Origin of the sequence: Mycobacterium sp. ITM-2016-00317 (genome assembly GCF_002968295.1) — a bacterium.
Taxonomy (GTDB): Bacteria; Actinomycetota; Actinomycetes; order Mycobacteriales; family Mycobacteriaceae; genus Mycobacterium.
On record NZ_CP134399.1, the window covers coordinates 4,307,211 to 4,324,790 of the forward strand.

Below are 17,580 nucleotides of genomic sequence, written 5' to 3' on the forward strand. Positions count from 1 at the left end.
GGTCCCGGCGCCCGGCCGACGTGCCGGCGAGGTGACCGCAATGACCATAACTACGTTGCCTGGTCGTGCCGATGACCGAAGCGCTAGCCTTGAGTCGGCTGAACGCGGGCGACCGCGCACCGGGTCGATAAGGGGTGGCCGGCTGCCGCGGGGTGCTGGCCCGAAGCGAAGAATTGAGGCGAAAAGCAGCCGTGAGCTCACCTTCACCATTCGGTCAGAACGAGTGGTTGGTCGAAGAGATGTACCGCAAGTTCCGCGAGGATCCGTCGTCGGTTGACCCGAGTTGGCACGAGTTCCTCGTCGACTACTCCCCCGGGCCCGTGAACGACGCCCCCGCCGACGGCGGGCACCGGCAGTCCGCCGGCGGAAACGGCAGGCCGACCGCACCCCCCGAGCCCGGCCCCGCCCCGGCACCCGCGGGCGCCAACGCCAACGGCGCGCGGCCCGCGAAGTCGGACACCGCCGAGTCGGAGAAGAAGCAGAAGGCCCCGGCCAAGGACGTCAAAGCCGACACGAAAGCCGATACCAAGTCTCCCTCCAAGTCCGACACGAAGGCTCCCGCCAAGTCCGACACCAAGTCCGACACCAAGGCGCCTGCGAAGTCCGACACGAAAGCTCCGGCCAAGTCCGACAGCAAGCCCGCACCGAAGCCCGCGGCCTCCGACTCCGGCGGTGAAGAGCAGCAGATACTGCGCGGCGCCGCGGCCGCCGTGGTCAGGAACATGTCGGCCTCCCTGGAGGTGCCGACCGCGACCAGCGTGCGCGCCATCCCGGCCAAGGCGATGATCGACAACCGCATCGTCATCAACAACCACCTCAAGCGCACCCGCGGCGGCAAGATATCGTTCACCCACCTGCTCGGTTACGCGATCGTGCAGGCGGTCAAGAAGTTCCCGGTCATGAACCGGCACTTCGCCGAGATCGACGGCAAGCCGAACGCGGTGACACCGGCTCACACGAACCTGGGCCTGGCCATCGACCTGCCCGGCAAGGACGGCAAGCGCGCACTGGTCGTGGCCGCGATCAAGAACTGCGAAACCATGAACTTCGGCCAGTTCATCGCAGCCTACGAGGACATCGTGCGGCGCGCCCGCGACGGTAAGCTGACCGCCGAAGACTTTGCCGGCGTGACGATTTCACTGACCAACCCCGGCACCATCGGCACCGTGCACTCGGTGCCGCGCCTGATGCAGGGGCAGGGCGCGATCGTCGGCGCGGGTGCGATGGAGTACCCGGCGGAGTTCCAGGGCGCCAGCGAGGAACGCATCTCCGAACTCGGCGTGGGCAAGCTGATCACGCTGACCTCGACCTACGACCACCGCATCATCCAGGGTGCCGAGTCCGGCGACTTCCTGCGCACCATCCACACCCTGCTGCTCGACGACGAGTTCTACGACGAGATCTTCCGTGCGCTGGGGATCCCGTACGAGCCGGTGCGCTGGCGCATCGACAACCCCGACTCCATCGAGGACAAGAACGCCCGCGTCATCGAGCTGATCGCGGCGTACCGCAACCGCGGGCACCTGATGGCCGACATCGACCCGCTGCGGCTGGACAAGACGCGCTTCCGCAGCCACCCCGACCTCGACGTCAACACCCACGGGCTGACGCTGTGGGACCTCGACCGCGAGTTCAAGGTCAACGGGTTCGCCGGTCAGAGCCACAAGAAGCTGCGCGACATCCTCGGCCTGCTGCGCGACGCGTACTGCCGCCACATCGGCGTGGAGTACACCCACATCCTCGAGCCCGAGCAGCAGCAGTGGCTGCAGGAGCGCATCGAGATCAAGCACGCCAAGCCGACGGTGGCCGAGCAGAAGTACATCCTGAGCAAGCTCAACGCCGCCGAGGCCTTCGAGACCTTCCTGCAGACCAAATACGTTGGGCAGAAGCGGTTCTCACTCGAAGGCGCCGAGACCGTCATCCCGATGATGGACGCCGCGATCGACCAGTGCGCCGAGCACGGGCTCGACGAGGTGGTGATCGGGATGCCGCACCGCGGCCGGCTCAACGTGCTGGCCAACATCGTCGGCAAGCCGTACTCGCAGATCTTCACCGAGTTCGAGGGCAATCTGAACCCGTCGCAGGCGCACGGCTCCGGCGACGTGAAATACCACCTGGGCGCCAACGGCACCTACATCCAGATGTTCGGCGACAACGACATCTCGGTGTCGCTGGTCGCCAACCCCAGCCACCTGGAAGCCGTCGACCCGGTGCTGGAGGGCATCGTCCGCGCCAAGCAGGACCTGATGAACGTCGGCGAGGAGGTCGAAGGCTCCGAGCAGTTCTCGGTCGTGCCGATGATGTTGCACGGCGACGCGGCGTTCGCCGGGCAGGGCGTGGTCGCCGAGACGCTGAACCTGGCGCTGCTGCGCGGCTACCGCACCGGCGGCACGATCCACATCATCGTCAACAACCAGGTCGGCTTCACCACCTCGCCCAGCGACTCCCGTTCCTCGGAGTACTGCACCGACGTCGCGAAGATGATCGGCGCGCCGATCTTCCACGTCAACGGCGACGACCCCGAAGCCGCGGTGTGGGTGGCCAAGCTGGCCGTCGACTTCCGGCAGAAGTTCAAGAAGGACGTCGTCATCGACATGCTGTGCTACCGCAGGCGCGGCCACAACGAGGGCGACGACCCGTCGATGACCCAGCCGAACATGTACGACGTGATCGACACCAAGCGCGGTGTCCGCAAGTCCTACACCGAGGCGCTGATCGGCCGCGGCGACATCTCGATGAAGGAAGCCGAAGACGCGCTGCGCGACTACCAGGGCCAGCTCGAGCGGGTGTTTAACGAAGTCCGCGAGCTGGAGAAACACGCGATCGCGCCGAGCGAGTCCGTGGAGTCCGACCAGATGGTGCCCGCAGGCATGACCACCGCGGTCGACAAGTCCCTGCTGGCCCGCATCGGCGACGCGCACCTGGCCTTCGGTGACGACTTCAACGTGCACCCCCGCGTCAAGCCGGTGCTCGAGAAGCGCCGCGAGATGGCCTACGAGGGCAAGGTCGACTGGGCCTTCGCCGAGCTGCTGGCGCTGGGCACGTTCCTGGCCGAGGGCAAGACCATCCGGCTGACCGGCCAGGACACCCGGCGCGGCACGTTCACCCAGCGCCACTCGGTGATCATCGACCGCAAGACGGGACGGGAGTTCACCCCGCTGGAGCTGCTGACGATCGACAGCGACGGCAACCCGACCGGCGGCCGGTTCATGGTCTACGACTCGGCGCTGTCGGAGTTCGCGGCCGTCGGTTTCGAGTACGGCTACTCGGTGGGCAACCCCGACGCGCTGGTGCTGTGGGAGGCCCAGTTCGGCGACTTCGTCAACGGTGCGCAGTCGATCATCGACGAGTTCATCTCCTCCGGTGAGGCCAAATGGGGCCAGCTCTCCGACGTGGTGCTGCTGCTGCCGCACGGCCACGAGGGCCAGGGACCCGACCACACCTCGGGCCGCATCGAGCGGTTCCTGCAGCTGTGGGCCGAGGGGTCGATGACGATCGCGGTGCCCTCGACGCCGGCGAACTACTTCCACCTGCTGCGTCGCCACGGCCTGGACGGGATCCGGCGCCCGCTGATCGTGTTCACGCCGAAGTCGATGCTGCGCAACAAGGCCGCGGTCAGCGACCTGCGGGACTTCACCGAGGCCAAGTTCCGGTCGGTGCTGGAGGAACCCACCTACACCGAGGGCACCGGCGACCGGTCGAAGGCCAAGCGGCTGTTGCTGACCAGCGGCAAGCTGTACTACGAGCTGGCGGCCCGCAAGACCAAGCAGGAGCGCGACGACGTCGCGATCGTGCGCCTCGAGCAGCTGGCGCCGCTGCCGAAGCGGCGGCTGGCCGAGACGCTGGACCGGTACCCGAACGTCGAGCAGTACTTCTGGGTGCAGGAGGAGCCGGCCAACCAGGGTGCGTGGCCGACGCTGGGACTGACGCTGCCCGAGATGCTGCCGGACAAGCTCGCCGGGATCAAGCGCATCTCGCGGCGTGCGATGTCGGCGCCGTCGTCCGGTTCGTCGAAGGTGCACGCGGTCGAGCAGCAGGAGATCATCGACGAGGCGTTCGGCTGACCCAGGCCGGCCGTCGCGCGGCGGCGCTCACCGCAGGAACGAGAACGGCACGCCGTCGGTGAGCGCGCCGACGGCGCGCGGGCAGAAGATCGAGATCGCCAGGCCGGTGAACATCGTCGCCGGGCCGAGCGGGCGGCCGATCGCCTCGGCGACGTCGGCGGCCACGTTCGCAACGTCCTGTCCGGGCGCCGCCAGCCTCGGGCACACGTCCTGACCGACCCGCATCGCCGTGGCCGGGTCGATGTCGCCGAGCCGGTAGCGCTGCAGCGTCGACACGAACACATCGGTGGCGGTGTCGGCCTGCGCCGGGGGCGCCGACATCGTCGCGGCCACCGCTGCTGACGCGACGAACGCGGCGACAGCCGCAGAGGTCAACTTCATGCCATGTCTGTCGTCGCGACGGTCATGGCCATTACTGCCGCTCCCCACACGCCCGGCGCACCGAACACCCCACCAGTGCGGTACCGCCGGTACCGTTTAGTGTCTATACGTCGAACAGCCAACGCGAGGGAGTGAACATGCAGGGCTTCGCCGGGAAGGTGGCCGTGGTGACCGGGGCCGGATCAGGCATCGGGCAGGCCCTGGCCATCGAGCTCGGCCGGTCCGGGGCGCACGTCGCGATCAGCGACGTCGACACCGAGGGGCTGGCCATCACCGAGGAGCGGCTCAAGGCCATCGGCGCCCGGGTCAAGGCCGACCGCCTCGACGTGACCGAACGCGAAGCGTTCCAGCTCTACGCCGACGGCGTCGCCGAGCACTTCGGCAAGGTCAACCAGATCTACAACAACGCCGGCATCGCGTTCACCGGCGACATCGAGATCACCCAGTTCAAGGACATGGAACGGGTGATGGACGTCGACTACTGGGGTGTCGTCAACGGCACCAAGGCGTTCCTGCCGCACCTGATCGCCTCCGGCGACGGCCACGTCGTCAACGTCTCCAGCGTGTTCGGCCTGTTCTCGGTGCCCGGGCAGGCCGCCTACAACGCCGCCAAGTTCGCCACGCGCGGCTTCACCGAGGCGCTGCGGCAGGAGATGGGTCTGGCCGGTCACCCGGTGAAGGTGTCGTGCGTGCACCCCGGCGGCATCAAGACCGCGATCGCGCGCAACGCGTCCGCCGCCGAAGGCCTGGACGCCGAGGAACTGGCCAGGACATTCGACAAGAAGCTGGCCAGCACGACCCCGGAGAAGGCCGCCAAGATCATTCTCGACGGCGTGCGCAAGAACAAGGCGCGCATTCTGGTGGGCAACGACGCCAAGATGTTCGAGATCGTCATCCGCGCCGTCGGCGCCGGATACCAGAGCCTGTTCCCGAAAGTGGTCGCCCGGCTGACCAAGCCGAAATAGCGGGCCCGCCCCCGCGAGCGTGCGGGAAGTGCATGATTTCGACGGCGTGTCCGCCGCAAACACGCACGCTCGCGGAGAGGGGCGGAACCCTAGTTGCCGACGCCCAGTGGGTGCTCGTCGAGCCACTGCCCGGCCACCAGCGCGGGATCGTCGCCCTCGGCGACCTTGCGGCGCATGTCGGCCAGCGAGCCGGTGTCCAGCACACCGGCGATCTCGTTGAGCGCCAGCACCTGGGACTCGGACAGCTCGTTGCGCCGGTACAGCGGCACCAGGTTCTCGGCGCGGATCAGCGACGTGTTGTCCGACAGCACCACGATCTCCGACGGCACGTCGGGAGACGCGGTCGTCGTCCACGCGGCGTCAATCTGACCGGCGCGCAGCGCGGCGAACATCGCGTCGTCGTCGGCGAAACCGCGCGGCCGCGGCAACTCGCAGGTGCCCAGCGCCGGCGGGTGCGGCACCGAGACGACCGCGCCGACCGCGACATCCCCGCATCGGCGGGCCAGCGCGCTCACGTCCCGCCCGGCCCACTCGTCGGCGGTGCTTTCGGTGACCGCGACGGCGGGCTTGTCCTCGGCCGAGGTGGTGTAGTCGCCGGCCAGGATGCCCTCCGGCAGCACCGAGAGCAGCGTGCGGTAGACCTGCACATCCGAGCGCGCCGCCGACTCCGGCGCGAACCGGGTCAGCAGCCGGCCGGTGAACCCGGGCGCCACCTGGATCTCGCCGGAGTCGAGCAGGCCGAGCGGGGTCTCGGTGGCCGCCACGTGCGCGGGGTTGCCGTAGAACCGCAACGCCGCCGCGTAGAGATGGGCGATCAGCAGGGACTCCGGATCGGGCTGCGAGCCCACCGGGATCGACGGCGGCGGTGGCGGACCACCACAGCCCACCAGCACGGCCGCAGCCACCACCGCGGACCCCAGCCGTAGCCAGCGGTCCCGAAAACGCCTGCGGCTCAGGCGACTACCCCTCAGAAGCCGCGCCGACCGCGGCCGCGACCGCAGGGGCGACCCGCGGATCGAGCGCGCTCGGCACGATGTGGTCGACGGCCAGGTCGTCGCCGACGACGGAGAAGATCGCCTCTGCCGCAGCGACCTTCATCTTCTCGGTGATACGACGCGCCCCGGCGTCCAACGCTCCGCGGAACACCCCGGGGAACGCCAGCACGTTGTTGATCTGGTTCGGGAAATCGCTGCGCCCGGTGGCCACCACCGCCGCGTACTTGCGGGCCACGTCCGGGTGGATCTCGGGATCGGGGTTCGACAGCGCGAACACGATGCCCCCGGGAGCCATCGTCGCGATGATCTCCTCCGGCACCAGACCGGCCGACAGGCCGAGGAACATGTCCGCGCCGTCGAGCGCCTCGGCAACGCCGCCGGTGCGCCCGGCAGGATTGGTGCGCTCGGCCAGTTCGGCCTTGACCGGGTTCAGGTCGTCGCGCCCGCTGTGGATGATGCCCTTGGAATCCAGCACGGTCACGTCCCGGATTCCTTTGGCCAACAGGATGTTCGCGCATGCCACGCCCGCGGCGCCGGCCCCGGAGATCACCACGCGCAACGCATGCATGTCACGGTCGAGCACCTTCGCCGCGCCGTGCAGCGCCGCCAGGACCACGATCGCGGTGCCGTGCTGATCGTCGTGCATCACCGGGCAGTCCAGCGCCTCGATGACGCGGCGCTCGATCTCGAAGCACCGCGGCGCCGAGATGTCCTCCAGGTTCACCGCGCCGAAGGTCGGCCGCAGCCGGATCAGTGTCTCGACGATCTCGTCAGGATCGTTGGTGTCGAGCACGATCGGGATCGAGTCCAGCCCGGCGAACGCCTTGAACAGCGCGCTCTTGCCCTCCATCACCGGCAGCGACGCCGCGGCGCCGATGTCGCCGAGGCCGAGCACCGCGCTGCCGTCGCTGACGACCGCGACCAGCCGATTCGCCCACGTGTACTTCGCGGCCAGCGTCTTGTCCGCCGCGATGGCCCGACTGACCTGCGCCACACCGGGGGTGTAGGCGATCGACAACGCCCGCTGGGTGTCCAACGGCGACTTCAGTTCGACCGAGAGCTTGCCGCCCTCATGAGCCTCGAAGATCTCGCGGTCCTCGATGACCACCCGCGGCGTGCGCTCCACCGATCCCACTGATTCCGACACGGGCGTCAGGGTAACCGACCCCCCGAACTCACAGGAACGGGTTACCCCTCGGTGAGGGCGGCGCCGCCGCCCCGGCGCGTACGATTTCCCGGTGCCCGAAGGGCGCGTTCACGGCCGACGCCGCGCACGAGGGAGGTGACGACATGTCCTCGTTCCACCCGTCGCCGCGCCGTCAGCCCACCAAGGCGCGCGGCCTGCGGCGGCCCAAGGGCGCCGAACCGGACGCCGAGCGCATCCACGTCCCGGTCTCCCAGGCGATGGTCGACTGCGGCGTCTACTGCGAAGGACACCGGCTGCCCGGCAAGTTGACCCACGCCGCGGCGCTGACCAGGGTCCATGAACTCGAAGCGCAGGGCAGGCCCGCGTTCGTCTGGATCGGCCTGCACGAACCCGACGCACAGCAGATGCAGGCCGTCGCCGACGTGTTCGGCCTGGACGGACTCCCCGTCGAGGACGCCGTGCACGCCCATCAGCGCCCCAAGCTCGAGCGCTACGACGACATGCTGTTCCTGGTGCTCAAGACCGTCACCTACGTCGACCACGACTCGGTGGCCAAGGCCCGCGAGATCGTCGAGACCGGCGAGATCATGATCTTCGTCGGCCGCGACTACGTCGTCACCGTTCGCCACGGCGAGCACGGCGGACTCGCCGGCGTGCGCAAACGACTGGAGGCCTCGCCGGACAACCTCAGCCTCGGCCCGTACTCGGTGATGCACGCGATCGCCGACCAGGTGGTCGACACCTACCTCGGCGTCACCGAGCTCATCGAGACCGACATCGACGCGATGGAAGAGGACATCTTCTCCCCGCAGGCGCGCACCGACATCGAGAGCATCTACCTGCTCAAGCGCGAAGTCGTCGAGTTGCGTCGCGCCGTGAGCCCGCTGGCGACCGACCTGCAGAGCATCGGCACCGACCACGACGACCTGGTCAACCCCGAGATCCGCCGCTACATGCGCGACGTCCTCGACCACACCATCAAGGCCGCCGACCGCATCGCCAGCTACGACGAACTGCTCAGCTCGCTGGTGCAGGCCGCGCTCGGCAAGGTGGCCATGCAGCAGAACGTGGACATGCGCAAGATCTCCGCCTGGGTCGCCATCGCCGCTGTGCCCACCGCACTGGCAGGCATCTACGGGATGAACTTCGAGGAGATGCCCGAATTGCGCTGGGACTTCGGCTATCCCATGATCCTGCTGCTGATGACCTCGGTGTGTGTGCTGCTGTACCGGAACTTCCGCCGCAATAACTGGCTCTGAGAAGCTCAGGCAGGATTGGCGGCTCGCCGCTCAGGCAGGATTGGCGGCTCGCCGCTCAGGCAGGATTGGCGGCTCGCCGCCGTGGGTCCGTGGGGTCGACCCCGTCCTGCGCCCACGCCTGCCTCATCGCGTCGGCCCCCTTGAGCCGCACCCACGCCGCTTCCGTGGCCGTGATCGGCACCGCCGAGAGCACCGCCACCGGCGCCAACGGCTCCGGCAACACCACGTCTTCGATGTCGCTGCGCCCCAACAGGAAAGCGGTGAACGGCGCACCCTCCCACAGCGGGGTCTCGAGGTCGATCAGCGCGTCCGGCGCCAACACCAGGCCTTCGACCGCCGGGGCCGCCGCGACGATCGCCACCGACCGCGACAGCCCGGCCGGCGCCGGACCGCGCAGCGCGACCATCACCTCCGCCCGGGGGCCCTGCACCGGATCTGCCACCATCTCCGTCGGATCCACCATCGGGTATCGCGAGCACCCCAGCGAAACATAGTGTGCCGCACCATCACCGGGCCCCGCGAAGCGCAGGACGTCGATGCGTTCGGTACCGAGGAACGTCACACTCGCGACGTGCGGTTCGGCCGTGACGCCGGTACGGGCGAAGTGCTCCCGCAGCCGCGCACGGACCAGGTCCAGAACCTCGCTCATGAGCCGGCCACCGGCAGCGACAGGTTGCGACCGGTCCTCGGGTCGAACAGCTGGACATGCGCCGGGTTCAGCGCCAGCTGCAACGTCTCGCCGGCCCGCGCCGCCGAGTGCGCCGGAACACGCGCGACGGACTCGTTCGCGCCGCCGCCCGACTGCGCGGCCACCTCGGCCAGATACATCGCCTCGGCGCCGGGTCCGTCCATCCCGAAATACACGTACTTGTCGGCGCCCAGCGACTCGACCATCTCCACCGTGACATCGAAGACCAGGGCGCTGATCCGGGCGTAGGCGTCGATCACCGCGGCGTCCTCCAGGTGTTCGGGACGGATCCCGGCGATCAGATCCCCCGCGGACCGGTGGTCCCTGAGGCGGTTGTACACCGCGCCCGTCAGCGGGATCTCCCCGAACGGCAGCCGCACACCGAGCTCGGACAACGCTGCGGGAAAGAAGTTCATCGCCGGGGAACCGATGAACCCGGCCACGAACAGATTGACGGGCGCGCGGTACAACTCGTCGGGCGTGCCGACCTGCTGCACCGCGCCGCCGCGCATCACCACCACCCGGTCCCCGAGGGTCATCGCCTCGGTCTGGTCATGGGTGACATAAACCGTCGTCGTGCCGAGCCGCTTCTGCAGACGCGCGATCTCGGTGCGCATCTGGACACGCAGCTTCGCGTCCAGGTTGGACAGGGGTTCGTCGAGCAGGAATGCCTTCGGGTTCCGCACGATCGCGCGGCCCATGGCCACCCGCTGGCGCTGACCGCCTGACAGCTGACCCGGCTTGCGGTCCAACAGGTCCGTCAGATCGAGGGTTTTCGCCGTCTGCTCGACCTGGTGCGCGATCTCGTGCTTGCTTAGCTTGGCCAGCGTCAACGGAAACGCGATGTTCTGGCGCACCGTCATGTGTGGGTAGAGCGCATAGGACTGGAACACCATCGCGATGTCGCGGTCCTTCACGGGGCGCTCGTTGACCCGTTCGCCGTCGATGCGCAGCTCACCGGAGGTGATCTCCTCCAGTCCGGCGACCATGTTCAGCGTGGTGGACTTGCCGCAGCCCGACGGCCCGACCAGGATGACGAACTCGCCGTCGGCGATCGTGAGCGACAGGTCCGTGACCGCCGCCGTGCCGTCGGCGTAGCTCTTGGTCACCCCGTCCAAAACGATCTCAGCCATCGAGCTCCCTCTCACCGCACGGAACCGGCGAGCGTGCCGACCCGTCCGACGGGATTCTCCCGCCGGGCCAAGCTAGGGCCAAAGCGTCGCCGCGCGCAACATCGTCACCGCAGGCGGTCGCGGGCGTTGCGCCCGTGAGCTAGATGGTCAGCCGGGCGAGCAGATCGCGACCGCGCTCGGCGTTCTGCGGGTCGCAGAGCACGTCGTAGCGCCCGGCCACCAGCTGCATCGTCGAGCTGAAATCCCTTGTGCCGCGCGCCATCGCGTACGGGATGGCCGAGGTGATGAGGCCGAAGAAGACACCGGCGATCAGGCCGGTGGCCAGCGCGCTCCACGGATTGGGACTGAAGAAGCCCAGGATCAGACCGATGAACAGGCCCAGCCAGGCGCCGGTGAGGACGCCGCCGCCGAGCACCTTCGGCCACGTCAGCCGTCCGGTCACCCGCTCGACCTGCATCAGGTCGACACCGACGATGGTGACCTGCTGGACGGGGAACTCCTGATCCGACAGGTAATCCACCGCGCGCTGGGCTTCGGCGTAGGTGGGGTATGAACCGATTGGCCATCCCCTGGGCGGCGTCGGAAGACCCACCGGGCGGCCGCGACCGGTTGCCGAACCGCCGGGCGTCGCAGCGGGACCCTGTCCTGGCTGGAATTGGTTTGTCATCTCGTCTCACTCCTTCGCTACGACCTGCAACGCTAGTCCCTCTCGCCAACGCGCGGCACCCTCTCGCGGTGCCCGCAGCAGCGCTCACCTCGACGTTCCCGTGGTTACGCTAGGTTGATCAGCATGACGAATCCGGACAACGACGCAGGCCGCAGCGAATCGTCCGATTCCACCCCGGGTGGGTCCGAACCGTCATCGGCGGGCTTCGAAGCGCCGCCGATCGAGCAGGGTGACACCACCGACCCGACCGGGCACCAGCCGCAGTACCCGCCGCCGGCGTACAACCCGCCCCCGCCGCCGGGCTACGGCGAAACTCCCGGTTACCCGACCGGATATCCGCCGCCCGGCGGATTCGCGGCCCCGGACTACCCGCCCCCGGCATATCCCCCGCCCTACCCCGACGCGGGAGGGCCCCCGCCGTACCCGGCCCCCGGCTACGGCGGTCAGGGATACGGCGCACCCGAATACGGGAGCCCGTCGTATCCCCCGCCGCCGCCCTACGGGGCAGGCGGATACCCGCCCGCAGGGGGATGGATCGGCGCCGAGTACGGCTACGGGGCACCGGCCCCGCAGGGCACCAATTCCCTGGCGATCGGCTCACTGGTGGCCTCGTGCGTCGGCCTGTTCTGCTGTGTGGGCTCCATCATCGGCATCGTGCTGGGCATCGTGGCGATGAACCAGATCAACCAGACACAGCAGGAAGGCCGCGGCCTGGCCATCGCCGGCGTCGCCGTCGGCGTGCTCACCCTGCTGATCAGCGGTATCGCCACCATCGCGATCATGAGTTCCTGACCGCGGCCGTACCGCTCACCCGGCCGGCGGCTGGAACCTCTCACCCGTGCGCTGCATGCCCGCCGCGCGGCCCTTGCCCGCGATCACCAGCGCCATCTTGCGGCTGGCCTCGTCGATCATCTCGTCACCGAGCATCACCGCTCCCCTGGCGCCGCCGGCCTTCGACGTGTGCCACTCGTAGGCCTCGAGGATCAATTCGGCGTGGTCGTAGGCCTCCTGCCGCGGGCTGAAAATCTCGTTGCCCGCGTCGATCTGGTCCGGGTGCAGCACCCACTTGCCGTCGTAACCCAGTGCCGCGGAACGCCCGGCCACCCGCCGGAACGACTCGACGTCGGGGATCTTCAGATACGGCCCGTCGATCGCGGCGATCCCGTTGGCCCTGGCCGCCACCAGGATGCGCATCAGCACGTGGTGGTAGGCATCCCCTTCGCGATAGCCCTCGGGTTGTTCACCGACCTCCAGCGTGCGCATGTTCAGGCTGGCCATCAGGTCGGCGGGACCGAGCACCAGAGCCTGCACCCGCGGGGCCGCGGCGATCGCGTCGACGTTGGTCAGCCCTCTGGCATCCTCGATCTGGGCCTCGATTCCGATGCGCCCCAACGGGAGACCGTGGATGGCCTCCAGTTGGCGCAGCAGCAGATCGAGGGCGTGGACGTGCGACACGTCGGTCACCTTGGGCAGCACCACGATGTCCAGCGCGGCTCCGGCCCTGGCGACGACCTCGATGATGTCGGCGTGGGTCCACGGTGTGGTCCAGTCGTTGACGCGCACGCCGCGCAACTGCCCGGCCCATCCCGGCTCGGCCAGCGCCGCGGCGACCTGCTCGCGCGCCTGCGCCTTGGCGTCCGGCGCGACGGCGTCCTCGAGGTCGAGAAACACCTGATCGGCGGGAAGGCTCTTGGCCTTCTGGATCATCTTTGCGCTGCTGCCCGGCACGGACAGGCACGTCCGACGGGGCCGATACCGGTTTTCCACAACAACACTCTCTACCCTTTACAACCATGGCGTCCGTCAACAGGGTCTATGCGGCTCGGCTCGCTGGCATGGTCGTGCTCGGTCCCGACGGCGAATCCATCGGCCGCGTCCGTGACGTGGTCATCGGCATCAGTGTCGTACGTCAACAACCGCGCGTGCTCGGCCTTGTCATCGAATTGCTCACCCGCAGACGAATTTTCGTACCGATATTGCGCGTCACGGCCATCGAGCCGGGCGCGGTCACGCTGTCGACGGGCAACGTGTCGCTGCGGCGCTTCTCGCAGCGCCCCGGCGAGGTGCTGGTGCTGGGGCAGGTGATCGAGACCCGCGTCCGCGTCGACGATCCGGACCTTCCGGAACTGGCCGGAGTGGACGTCGTCGTGGTCGATCTGGCCATCGAGCAGACCCGCACCCGCGACTGGATGGTCACCAAGGTCGCCGTGCGCCAGCAGCGCCGGCTCGGCCGGCGGAGCAACGTTTACACCGTCGAGTGGCAGAACGTGCAGGGCCTCACCCCGTCCGGGCTGGCCATGCCCGACCAGGGGGTGGCCCAGCTGCTGGAGCAGTTCCAGGGCCAGCGCGCCGTCGAGGTGGCCGACGCGATCCGGGAGCTCCCCGACAAGCGGCGCTACGAGGTGGTCAACGCCTTCGACGACGAGCGGCTGGCCGACGTGCTACAGGAACTGCCGGTGGACCAGCAGGTGGCGGTGCTACGCCAGCTCAAGACCGATCGCGCGGCCGACGTGCTCGAGGCGATGGACCCCGACGACGCCGCCGACCTGCTCGGCACGATGACCCCCGCCGACGCCGAGCAGTTCCTGCGGCGGATGGATCCCGAGGACTCCGAGGACGTCCGTCGCCTGCTGAGTCACTCGCCGAACACCGCGGGCGGTCTGATGACCTCCGAGCCCGTGGTGCTCGCACCGGACACCACTGTCGCCGAAGCCCTTGCGCGCGTTCGGGATCCGGACCTGACCCCGGCGCTGGCGTCGCTGGTGTTCGTGGTGCGCCCGCCCACCGCGACCCCGACAGGGCGCTACCTGGGCTGCGTGCATCTGCAACGCCTGCTGCGGGAACCGCCCGCGACACTGGTCAGCGGCATCATCGACACCGACCTGCCCACCCTCGGCCCCGAGGACGCGCTCGGCGCGGTCACCCGGTACTTCGCCGCGTACAACCTGGTGTGCGGGCCGGTGGTCGACGAGAACCACCTGCTCGGTGCGGTGTCGGTCGACGACGTCCTCGACCATCTGCTGCCCGACGACTGGCGGGAACGCGAAGCCGAGACCGTGATCCTCACCGCGGAGAATACGAAATGAGCGAACCGTCCTCCCGGCAGCGCCTGGACACGCCGCGGATCTCGCGGAGCCTGGCGCCGCGGCTCGACGTCGAGGCCGTCGGCCGGGTCAGCGAGCGCTTCGCCCGCTTCCTCGGCACCGGCCGCTATCTCGCCATGCAGACGATCTTCGTGGTCGTGTGGATCCTGCTCAACTTCGGCGCGTTCGCCTGGCAGTGGGATCCGTACCCGTTCATCCTGCTCAACCTCGCGTTCTCCACCCAGGCCGCCTACGCCGCGCCGCTGATCCTGCTGGCCCAGAACCGGCAGGAGAACCGCGACCGCGTGTCGCTGGAGGAGGACCGGCGCCGGGCGCAGCAGACCAAGGCCGACACCGAGTACCTGGCCCGCGAGCTCGCGGCGCTGCGGCTGGCCGTCGGAGAGGTCGCCACCCGCGACTACCTCCGCCGCGAGCTGGAGGAGATCCGGGACCTCATCGAGGAACTGCACGCCCGCACCGAGCCGGGCAAGCCCGATTCCGGCAAACACGACACCGGCGAACGGCGGGCGAAGAGATCCGGCTAGACAGACGCGGCGATTGCTGTAACACCACCGTTGCCCAATAGGTATGGTGACTTGATTCACAGATGGTCTAACAGCTAGGACGGTCGAGTGCACATTGGGGCATCAGCCCTCGAAGCAGCGCGACGGCGAGCGGGACAGTTCGTCCGGATGCCGGCCTTCGGGGTCGCCGCGGTACTCACACCACTCGTGCTGGCCGGCGCCGTCGGCGCGTCCGCGCCGTCGACCCACGCGCCGGTCCGCGACTCCGCGGTGGTGCCGCTGGCCGCGGTCGCGGCGCCGCCCGCCGACCGTTCCGGGCCGTCCGTGGTGGCGGTGAAGAAGACCCCGACCCCGTTGCGCACCGTGGCCAGCGCCTCGTCTTCCGCGCCGCCCCCGCCGACGGTGGTGAACGCGCCCGGCACGCTGCGCATCCCGTCGACGGCCCTGGCGGCCTACCGCAACGCCGAGACGATGATGGCGGCCGCCTATCCCGGCTGCGGGCTGAGCTGGAACCTGCTGGCCGGCATCGGCCGCATCGAGTCGATGCACGCCTACGGCGGCGCCACCGACGCGCGAGGCACCGCGGTGCGCCCGATCTACGGCCCGGCACTGGACGGCACCCTGCCCGGCAACGAGGTGATCGTGCAGAGCCGGTCCGCCGACCGCGTGATCTACGCCCGCGCGATGGGTCCCATGCAGTTCCTGCCCGGCACCTGGTCGCGCTACGCCTCCGACGGGGACGGCGACGGGAAAGCCGACGTCCAGAACCTCTACGACGCGTCGCTGGCCGCGGCCCGGTACCTGTGCAGCGGCAACATGAACCTGCGCAACCAGACCGACGTGATCGCCGCGATCCTGCGCTACAACAACTCGATGGCCTACGCCCAGAACGTGCTGAGCTGGGCGGCTGCGTACGCGACCGGGGTCGTACCGGTCGACCTCCCGCCGATCGTCGGGGCGGTGCCCGAGCTCGAGGAGGCCGCCATGACGGCCAGCCACCTCGACCGGCGCGCGGGGCTGGGCCCCGGGCTGCCGATCAACGCCACCGGACTGCCCGCCAACGACCCGCTGGCGTTGATCCCGTTGATGACGCGCACCGATGTGGCCAGCCAGATCAACCAGAGCGTGCCGGGGTTCGTGCCCGGCCAGAGCCTGGGCCCGTTGCCCGGACCCGCTCCCCAGGCCGCGCCCGAACCCGTGCCGCCGCCGCCGGCGTGGGTTCCACCCTGGATGGCGCAGCCGCAGCAACAGCGGCAGCCCGACGAGTGCGCGGTGTTCTGCATCCAGGACCTCCCGCCCGCCGCGCCGGCGCCCGGCCCTGCCCCCGCTCCTGCGGCACCGTTCGGATTGCCCGCCGGACCCGCACCGGCTCCCGGCCCGGCCGCCCCGGCGCCCGTTGCGCTGCCCGGCCCGCCAGCGGCGCCCGGTATGCCGCCCGCCCCGGGGCCCGCGCCCGGTCCCGTGGGCTGAGCGCACCCCCGCACGCCCGCATTCGGGGGCGACGGTGTCAGGAGCCTAGACTCGCTGGTGATGACATCTACTCCGCCTGACCTGGAAGCGGCCGTGCGCGCCGCACTCACCAAGGTGATCGACCCCGAGCTGCGGCGTCCGATCACCGAAGTGGGCATGGTCAAGAACGTCAGCGTCGACCCCGACGCCTCAGTCCACGTCGAGATCTACCTGACCACGTCAGCGTGCCCGAAGAAGACCGAGATCTCCGACCAGGTGACCCGCGCCGTGCAGGACGTGCCCGGCACCGGCGCGGTCAAGGTCAGCCTGGACGTGATGAACGACGAACAGCGCGCCGAACTGCGCAAGATGCTGCGCGGCGACTCCCGCGAGCCGGTGATCCCGTTCGCCCAGCCGGGGTCGCTCACCCGGGTCTACGCGGTCGCGTCGGGCAAGGGCGGCGTCGGGAAGTCGAGCGTCACGGTCAACCTGGCCGCGGCGATGGCGGCCCGCGGCCTGTCCGTCGGGCTCCTCGACGCCGACATCTACGGCCATTCCGTCCCCCGGATGATCGGGGCGACCGATCGCCCCACCCAGGTCGACTCGATGATCCTGCCGCCGGTCGCCCATGACGTGCGGGTCATCTCGATCGCGATGTTCACCCAGGGCAACACCCCCGTCGTCTGGCGCGGGCCGATGCTGCACCGGGCGCTGCAGCAGTTCCTCGCCGACGTGTACTGGGGCGATCTCGACGTGCTGCTGCTCGACCTGCCCCCGGGCACCGGCGACATCGCGATCTCGGTGGCCCAGCTGATCCCAGGTGCGGAGATCCTTGTGGTCACCACCCCGCAGCTGGCCGCCGCCGAGGTGGCCGAGCGGGCCGGCGCGATCGCGCTGCAGACCCGTCAGCGCATCGCCGGTGTCGTCGAGAACATGGTCGACGGGCCCGTCATCAAGATGTTCGGAGAGGGCGGCGGTCGCCACGTCGCCGAGAGCCTGTCCCGCGCCGTTGGCGCCGACGTGCCGCTGCTCGGCCAGGTCCCGCTGGATCCGGCCCTGGTGGCTGCCGGTGACTCCGGGATCCCGCTGGTGCTCAGCGCGCCCGACTCCCCCGCGGGCAAGGAGCTGCGTAAGGTCGCCGACGCGCTGTCGAGCCGCAAGCGCGGGCTGGCCGGGATGTCCCTGGGACTCGATCCCGCCGGTCGCTAGCCGTCACCGGCCCACG

The 17,580-nt window shown here is 69.4% G+C and carries 15 protein-coding genes; 8 read left to right on the top strand and 7 right to left on the bottom strand.

The genetic code is table 11. The annotated features are described in order from the left end of the window. Positions 1 to 239 precede the first annotated feature (239 nt). Positions 240 to 4,064 (top strand): multifunctional oxoglutarate decarboxylase/oxoglutarate dehydrogenase thiamine pyrophosphate-binding subunit/dihydrolipoyllysine-residue succinyltransferase subunit, encoded by a 3,825-nt coding sequence (locus tag C6A87_RS20495; RefSeq protein ID WP_396837111.1) that lies wholly within the window; start codon positions 240 to 242, stop codon positions 4,062 to 4,064. 27 nt (positions 4,065 to 4,091) lie between these two features. Here the strand turns inward: C6A87_RS20495 and C6A87_RS20500 are convergent, their stop codons facing one another. Then, positions 4,092 to 4,445, bottom strand: coding sequence for a DUF732 domain-containing protein (locus C6A87_RS20500; protein WP_311113939.1), 354 nt, complete (start codon positions 4,443 to 4,445; stop codon positions 4,092 to 4,094). Between the two features lie 137 nt (positions 4,446 to 4,582). Here C6A87_RS20500 and C6A87_RS20505 point away from each other — a divergent pair, with 137 nt between their 5' ends. Continuing rightward, the gene (locus C6A87_RS20505; protein WP_311113940.1) at positions 4,583 to 5,410 is read left to right on the top strand and encodes an SDR family NAD(P)-dependent oxidoreductase; all 828 of its coding nucleotides are present in this window, start codon (positions 4,583 to 4,585) and stop codon (positions 5,408 to 5,410) included. A gap of 89 nt (positions 5,411 to 5,499) precedes the next feature. Here the strand turns inward: C6A87_RS20505 and C6A87_RS20510 are convergent, their stop codons facing one another. Next, positions 5,500 to 6,318: a glycine betaine ABC transporter substrate-binding protein gene (locus tag C6A87_RS20510; RefSeq protein ID WP_311113941.1), complete on the bottom strand. Its 819-nt coding sequence runs from the start codon at positions 6,316 to 6,318 to the stop codon at positions 5,500 to 5,502. A gap of 52 nt (positions 6,319 to 6,370) precedes the next feature. Beyond that, positions 6,371 to 7,531 (bottom strand): NADP-dependent malic enzyme, encoded by a 1,161-nt coding sequence (locus tag C6A87_RS20515; protein WP_396837112.1) that lies wholly within the window; start codon positions 7,529 to 7,531, stop codon positions 6,371 to 6,373. A 164-nt stretch (positions 7,532 to 7,695) separates the two neighbouring features. On the opposite strand from C6A87_RS20515, the gene corA reads away from it, so the two are divergent. Next, positions 7,696 to 8,811, top strand: coding sequence for a magnesium/cobalt transporter CorA (gene corA, locus C6A87_RS20520; protein ID WP_311113942.1), 1,116 nt, complete (start codon positions 7,696 to 7,698; stop codon positions 8,809 to 8,811). A gap of 55 nt (positions 8,812 to 8,866) precedes the next feature. Here corA and C6A87_RS20525 read toward each other — a convergent pair whose 3' ends face one another. From C6A87_RS20525 to C6A87_RS20535, 3 genes are all read right to left on the bottom strand, one after another. Continuing rightward, positions 8,867 to 9,460, bottom strand: coding sequence for a suppressor of fused domain protein (locus tag C6A87_RS20525; protein WP_311113943.1), 594 nt, complete (start codon positions 9,458 to 9,460; stop codon positions 8,867 to 8,869). Then, positions 9,457 to 10,632 (bottom strand): sn-glycerol-3-phosphate ABC transporter ATP-binding protein UgpC, encoded by a 1,176-nt coding sequence (locus C6A87_RS20530; RefSeq protein ID WP_311113944.1) that lies wholly within the window; start codon positions 10,630 to 10,632, stop codon positions 9,457 to 9,459. The genes C6A87_RS20525 and C6A87_RS20530 overlap by 4 nt, the downstream gene beginning before the upstream one ends. 139 nt (positions 10,633 to 10,771) lie before the next feature. Next, positions 10,772 to 11,299, bottom strand: a complete 528-nt coding sequence (locus C6A87_RS20535; RefSeq protein WP_311113945.1) for a general stress protein — start codon at positions 11,297 to 11,299, stop codon at positions 10,772 to 10,774. A gap of 123 nt (positions 11,300 to 11,422) precedes the next feature. On the opposite strand from C6A87_RS20535, the gene C6A87_RS20540 reads away from it, so the two are divergent. Beyond that, positions 11,423 to 12,091 carry a DUF4190 domain-containing protein gene (locus C6A87_RS20540; protein ID WP_311113946.1) on the top strand — a complete coding sequence of 223 codons (669 nt, stop codon included), beginning with the start codon at positions 11,423 to 11,425 and terminating at the stop codon, positions 12,089 to 12,091. A 15-nt stretch (positions 12,092 to 12,106) separates the two neighbouring features. Here the strand turns inward: C6A87_RS20540 and C6A87_RS20545 are convergent, their stop codons facing one another. Then, positions 12,107 to 13,066 (bottom strand): CoA ester lyase, encoded by a 960-nt coding sequence (locus C6A87_RS20545; protein WP_311113947.1) that lies wholly within the window; start codon positions 13,064 to 13,066, stop codon positions 12,107 to 12,109. Positions 13,067 to 13,092: 26 nt separating this feature from the next. On the opposite strand from C6A87_RS20545, the gene C6A87_RS20550 reads away from it, so the two are divergent. The 4 genes from C6A87_RS20550 (at position 13,093) to C6A87_RS20565 (ending at position 17,564) form a co-directional block, all read left to right on the top strand. Continuing rightward, a complete protein-coding gene (locus C6A87_RS20550) occupies positions 13,093 to 14,385 on the top strand; it encodes a magnesium transporter MgtE N-terminal domain-containing protein (protein ID WP_311113948.1) in 1,293 nt (430 codons plus the stop codon). Further along, a complete protein-coding gene (locus C6A87_RS20555) occupies positions 14,382 to 14,927 on the top strand; it encodes a DUF1003 domain-containing protein (protein ID WP_311113949.1) in 546 nt (181 codons plus the stop codon). The genes C6A87_RS20550 and C6A87_RS20555 overlap by 4 nt, the downstream gene beginning before the upstream one ends. 147 nt (positions 14,928 to 15,074) lie before the next feature. After that, a complete protein-coding gene (locus C6A87_RS20560) occupies positions 15,075 to 16,376 on the top strand; it encodes a lytic murein transglycosylase (RefSeq protein ID WP_311113950.1) in 1,302 nt (433 codons plus the stop codon). A gap of 60 nt (positions 16,377 to 16,436) precedes the next feature. Then, entirely contained in the window at positions 16,437 to 17,564 is a 1,128-nt protein-coding gene (locus C6A87_RS20565) for a P-loop NTPase (protein WP_311113951.1), read from the top strand. Positions 17,565 to 17,580 lie beyond the last annotated feature (16 nt).

Bases quoted from the DNA above. Each gene is read 5' to 3' on its own strand.
- C6A87_RS20495 (WP_396837111.1), top strand. From the start codon at position 240: ATGTACCGCAAGTTCCGCGAGGATCCGTCGTCGGTTGACCCGAGTTGG.
- C6A87_RS20500 (WP_311113939.1), bottom strand. From the start codon at position 4,445: ATGAAGTTGACCTCTGCGGCTGTCGCCGCGTTCGTCGCGTCAGCAGCG.
- C6A87_RS20505 (WP_311113940.1), top strand. From the start codon at position 4,583: ATGCAGGGCTTCGCCGGGAAGGTGGCCGTGGTGACCGGGGCCGGATCA.
- corA (WP_311113942.1), top strand. From the start codon at position 7,696: ATGTCCTCGTTCCACCCGTCGCCGCGCCGTCAGCCCACCAAGGCGCGC.
- C6A87_RS20525 (WP_311113943.1), bottom strand. From the start codon at position 9,460: ATGAGCGAGGTTCTGGACCTGGTCCGTGCGCGGCTGCGGGAGCACTTC.
- C6A87_RS20530 (WP_311113944.1), bottom strand. From the start codon at position 10,632: ATGGCTGAGATCGTTTTGGACGGGGTGACCAAGAGCTACGCCGACGGC.
- C6A87_RS20535 (WP_311113945.1), bottom strand. From the start codon at position 11,299: ATGACAAACCAATTCCAGCCAGGACAGGGTCCCGCTGCGACGCCCGGC.
- C6A87_RS20540 (WP_311113946.1), top strand. From the start codon at position 11,423: ATGACGAATCCGGACAACGACGCAGGCCGCAGCGAATCGTCCGATTCC.
- C6A87_RS20550 (WP_311113948.1), top strand. From the start codon at position 13,093: ATGGCGTCCGTCAACAGGGTCTATGCGGCTCGGCTCGCTGGCATGGTC.
- C6A87_RS20555 (WP_311113949.1), top strand. From the start codon at position 14,382: ATGAGCGAACCGTCCTCCCGGCAGCGCCTGGACACGCCGCGGATCTCG.
- C6A87_RS20560 (WP_311113950.1), top strand. From the start codon at position 15,075: ATGCCGGCCTTCGGGGTCGCCGCGGTACTCACACCACTCGTGCTGGCC.
- C6A87_RS20565 (WP_311113951.1), top strand. From the start codon at position 16,437: ATGACATCTACTCCGCCTGACCTGGAAGCGGCCGTGCGCGCCGCACTC.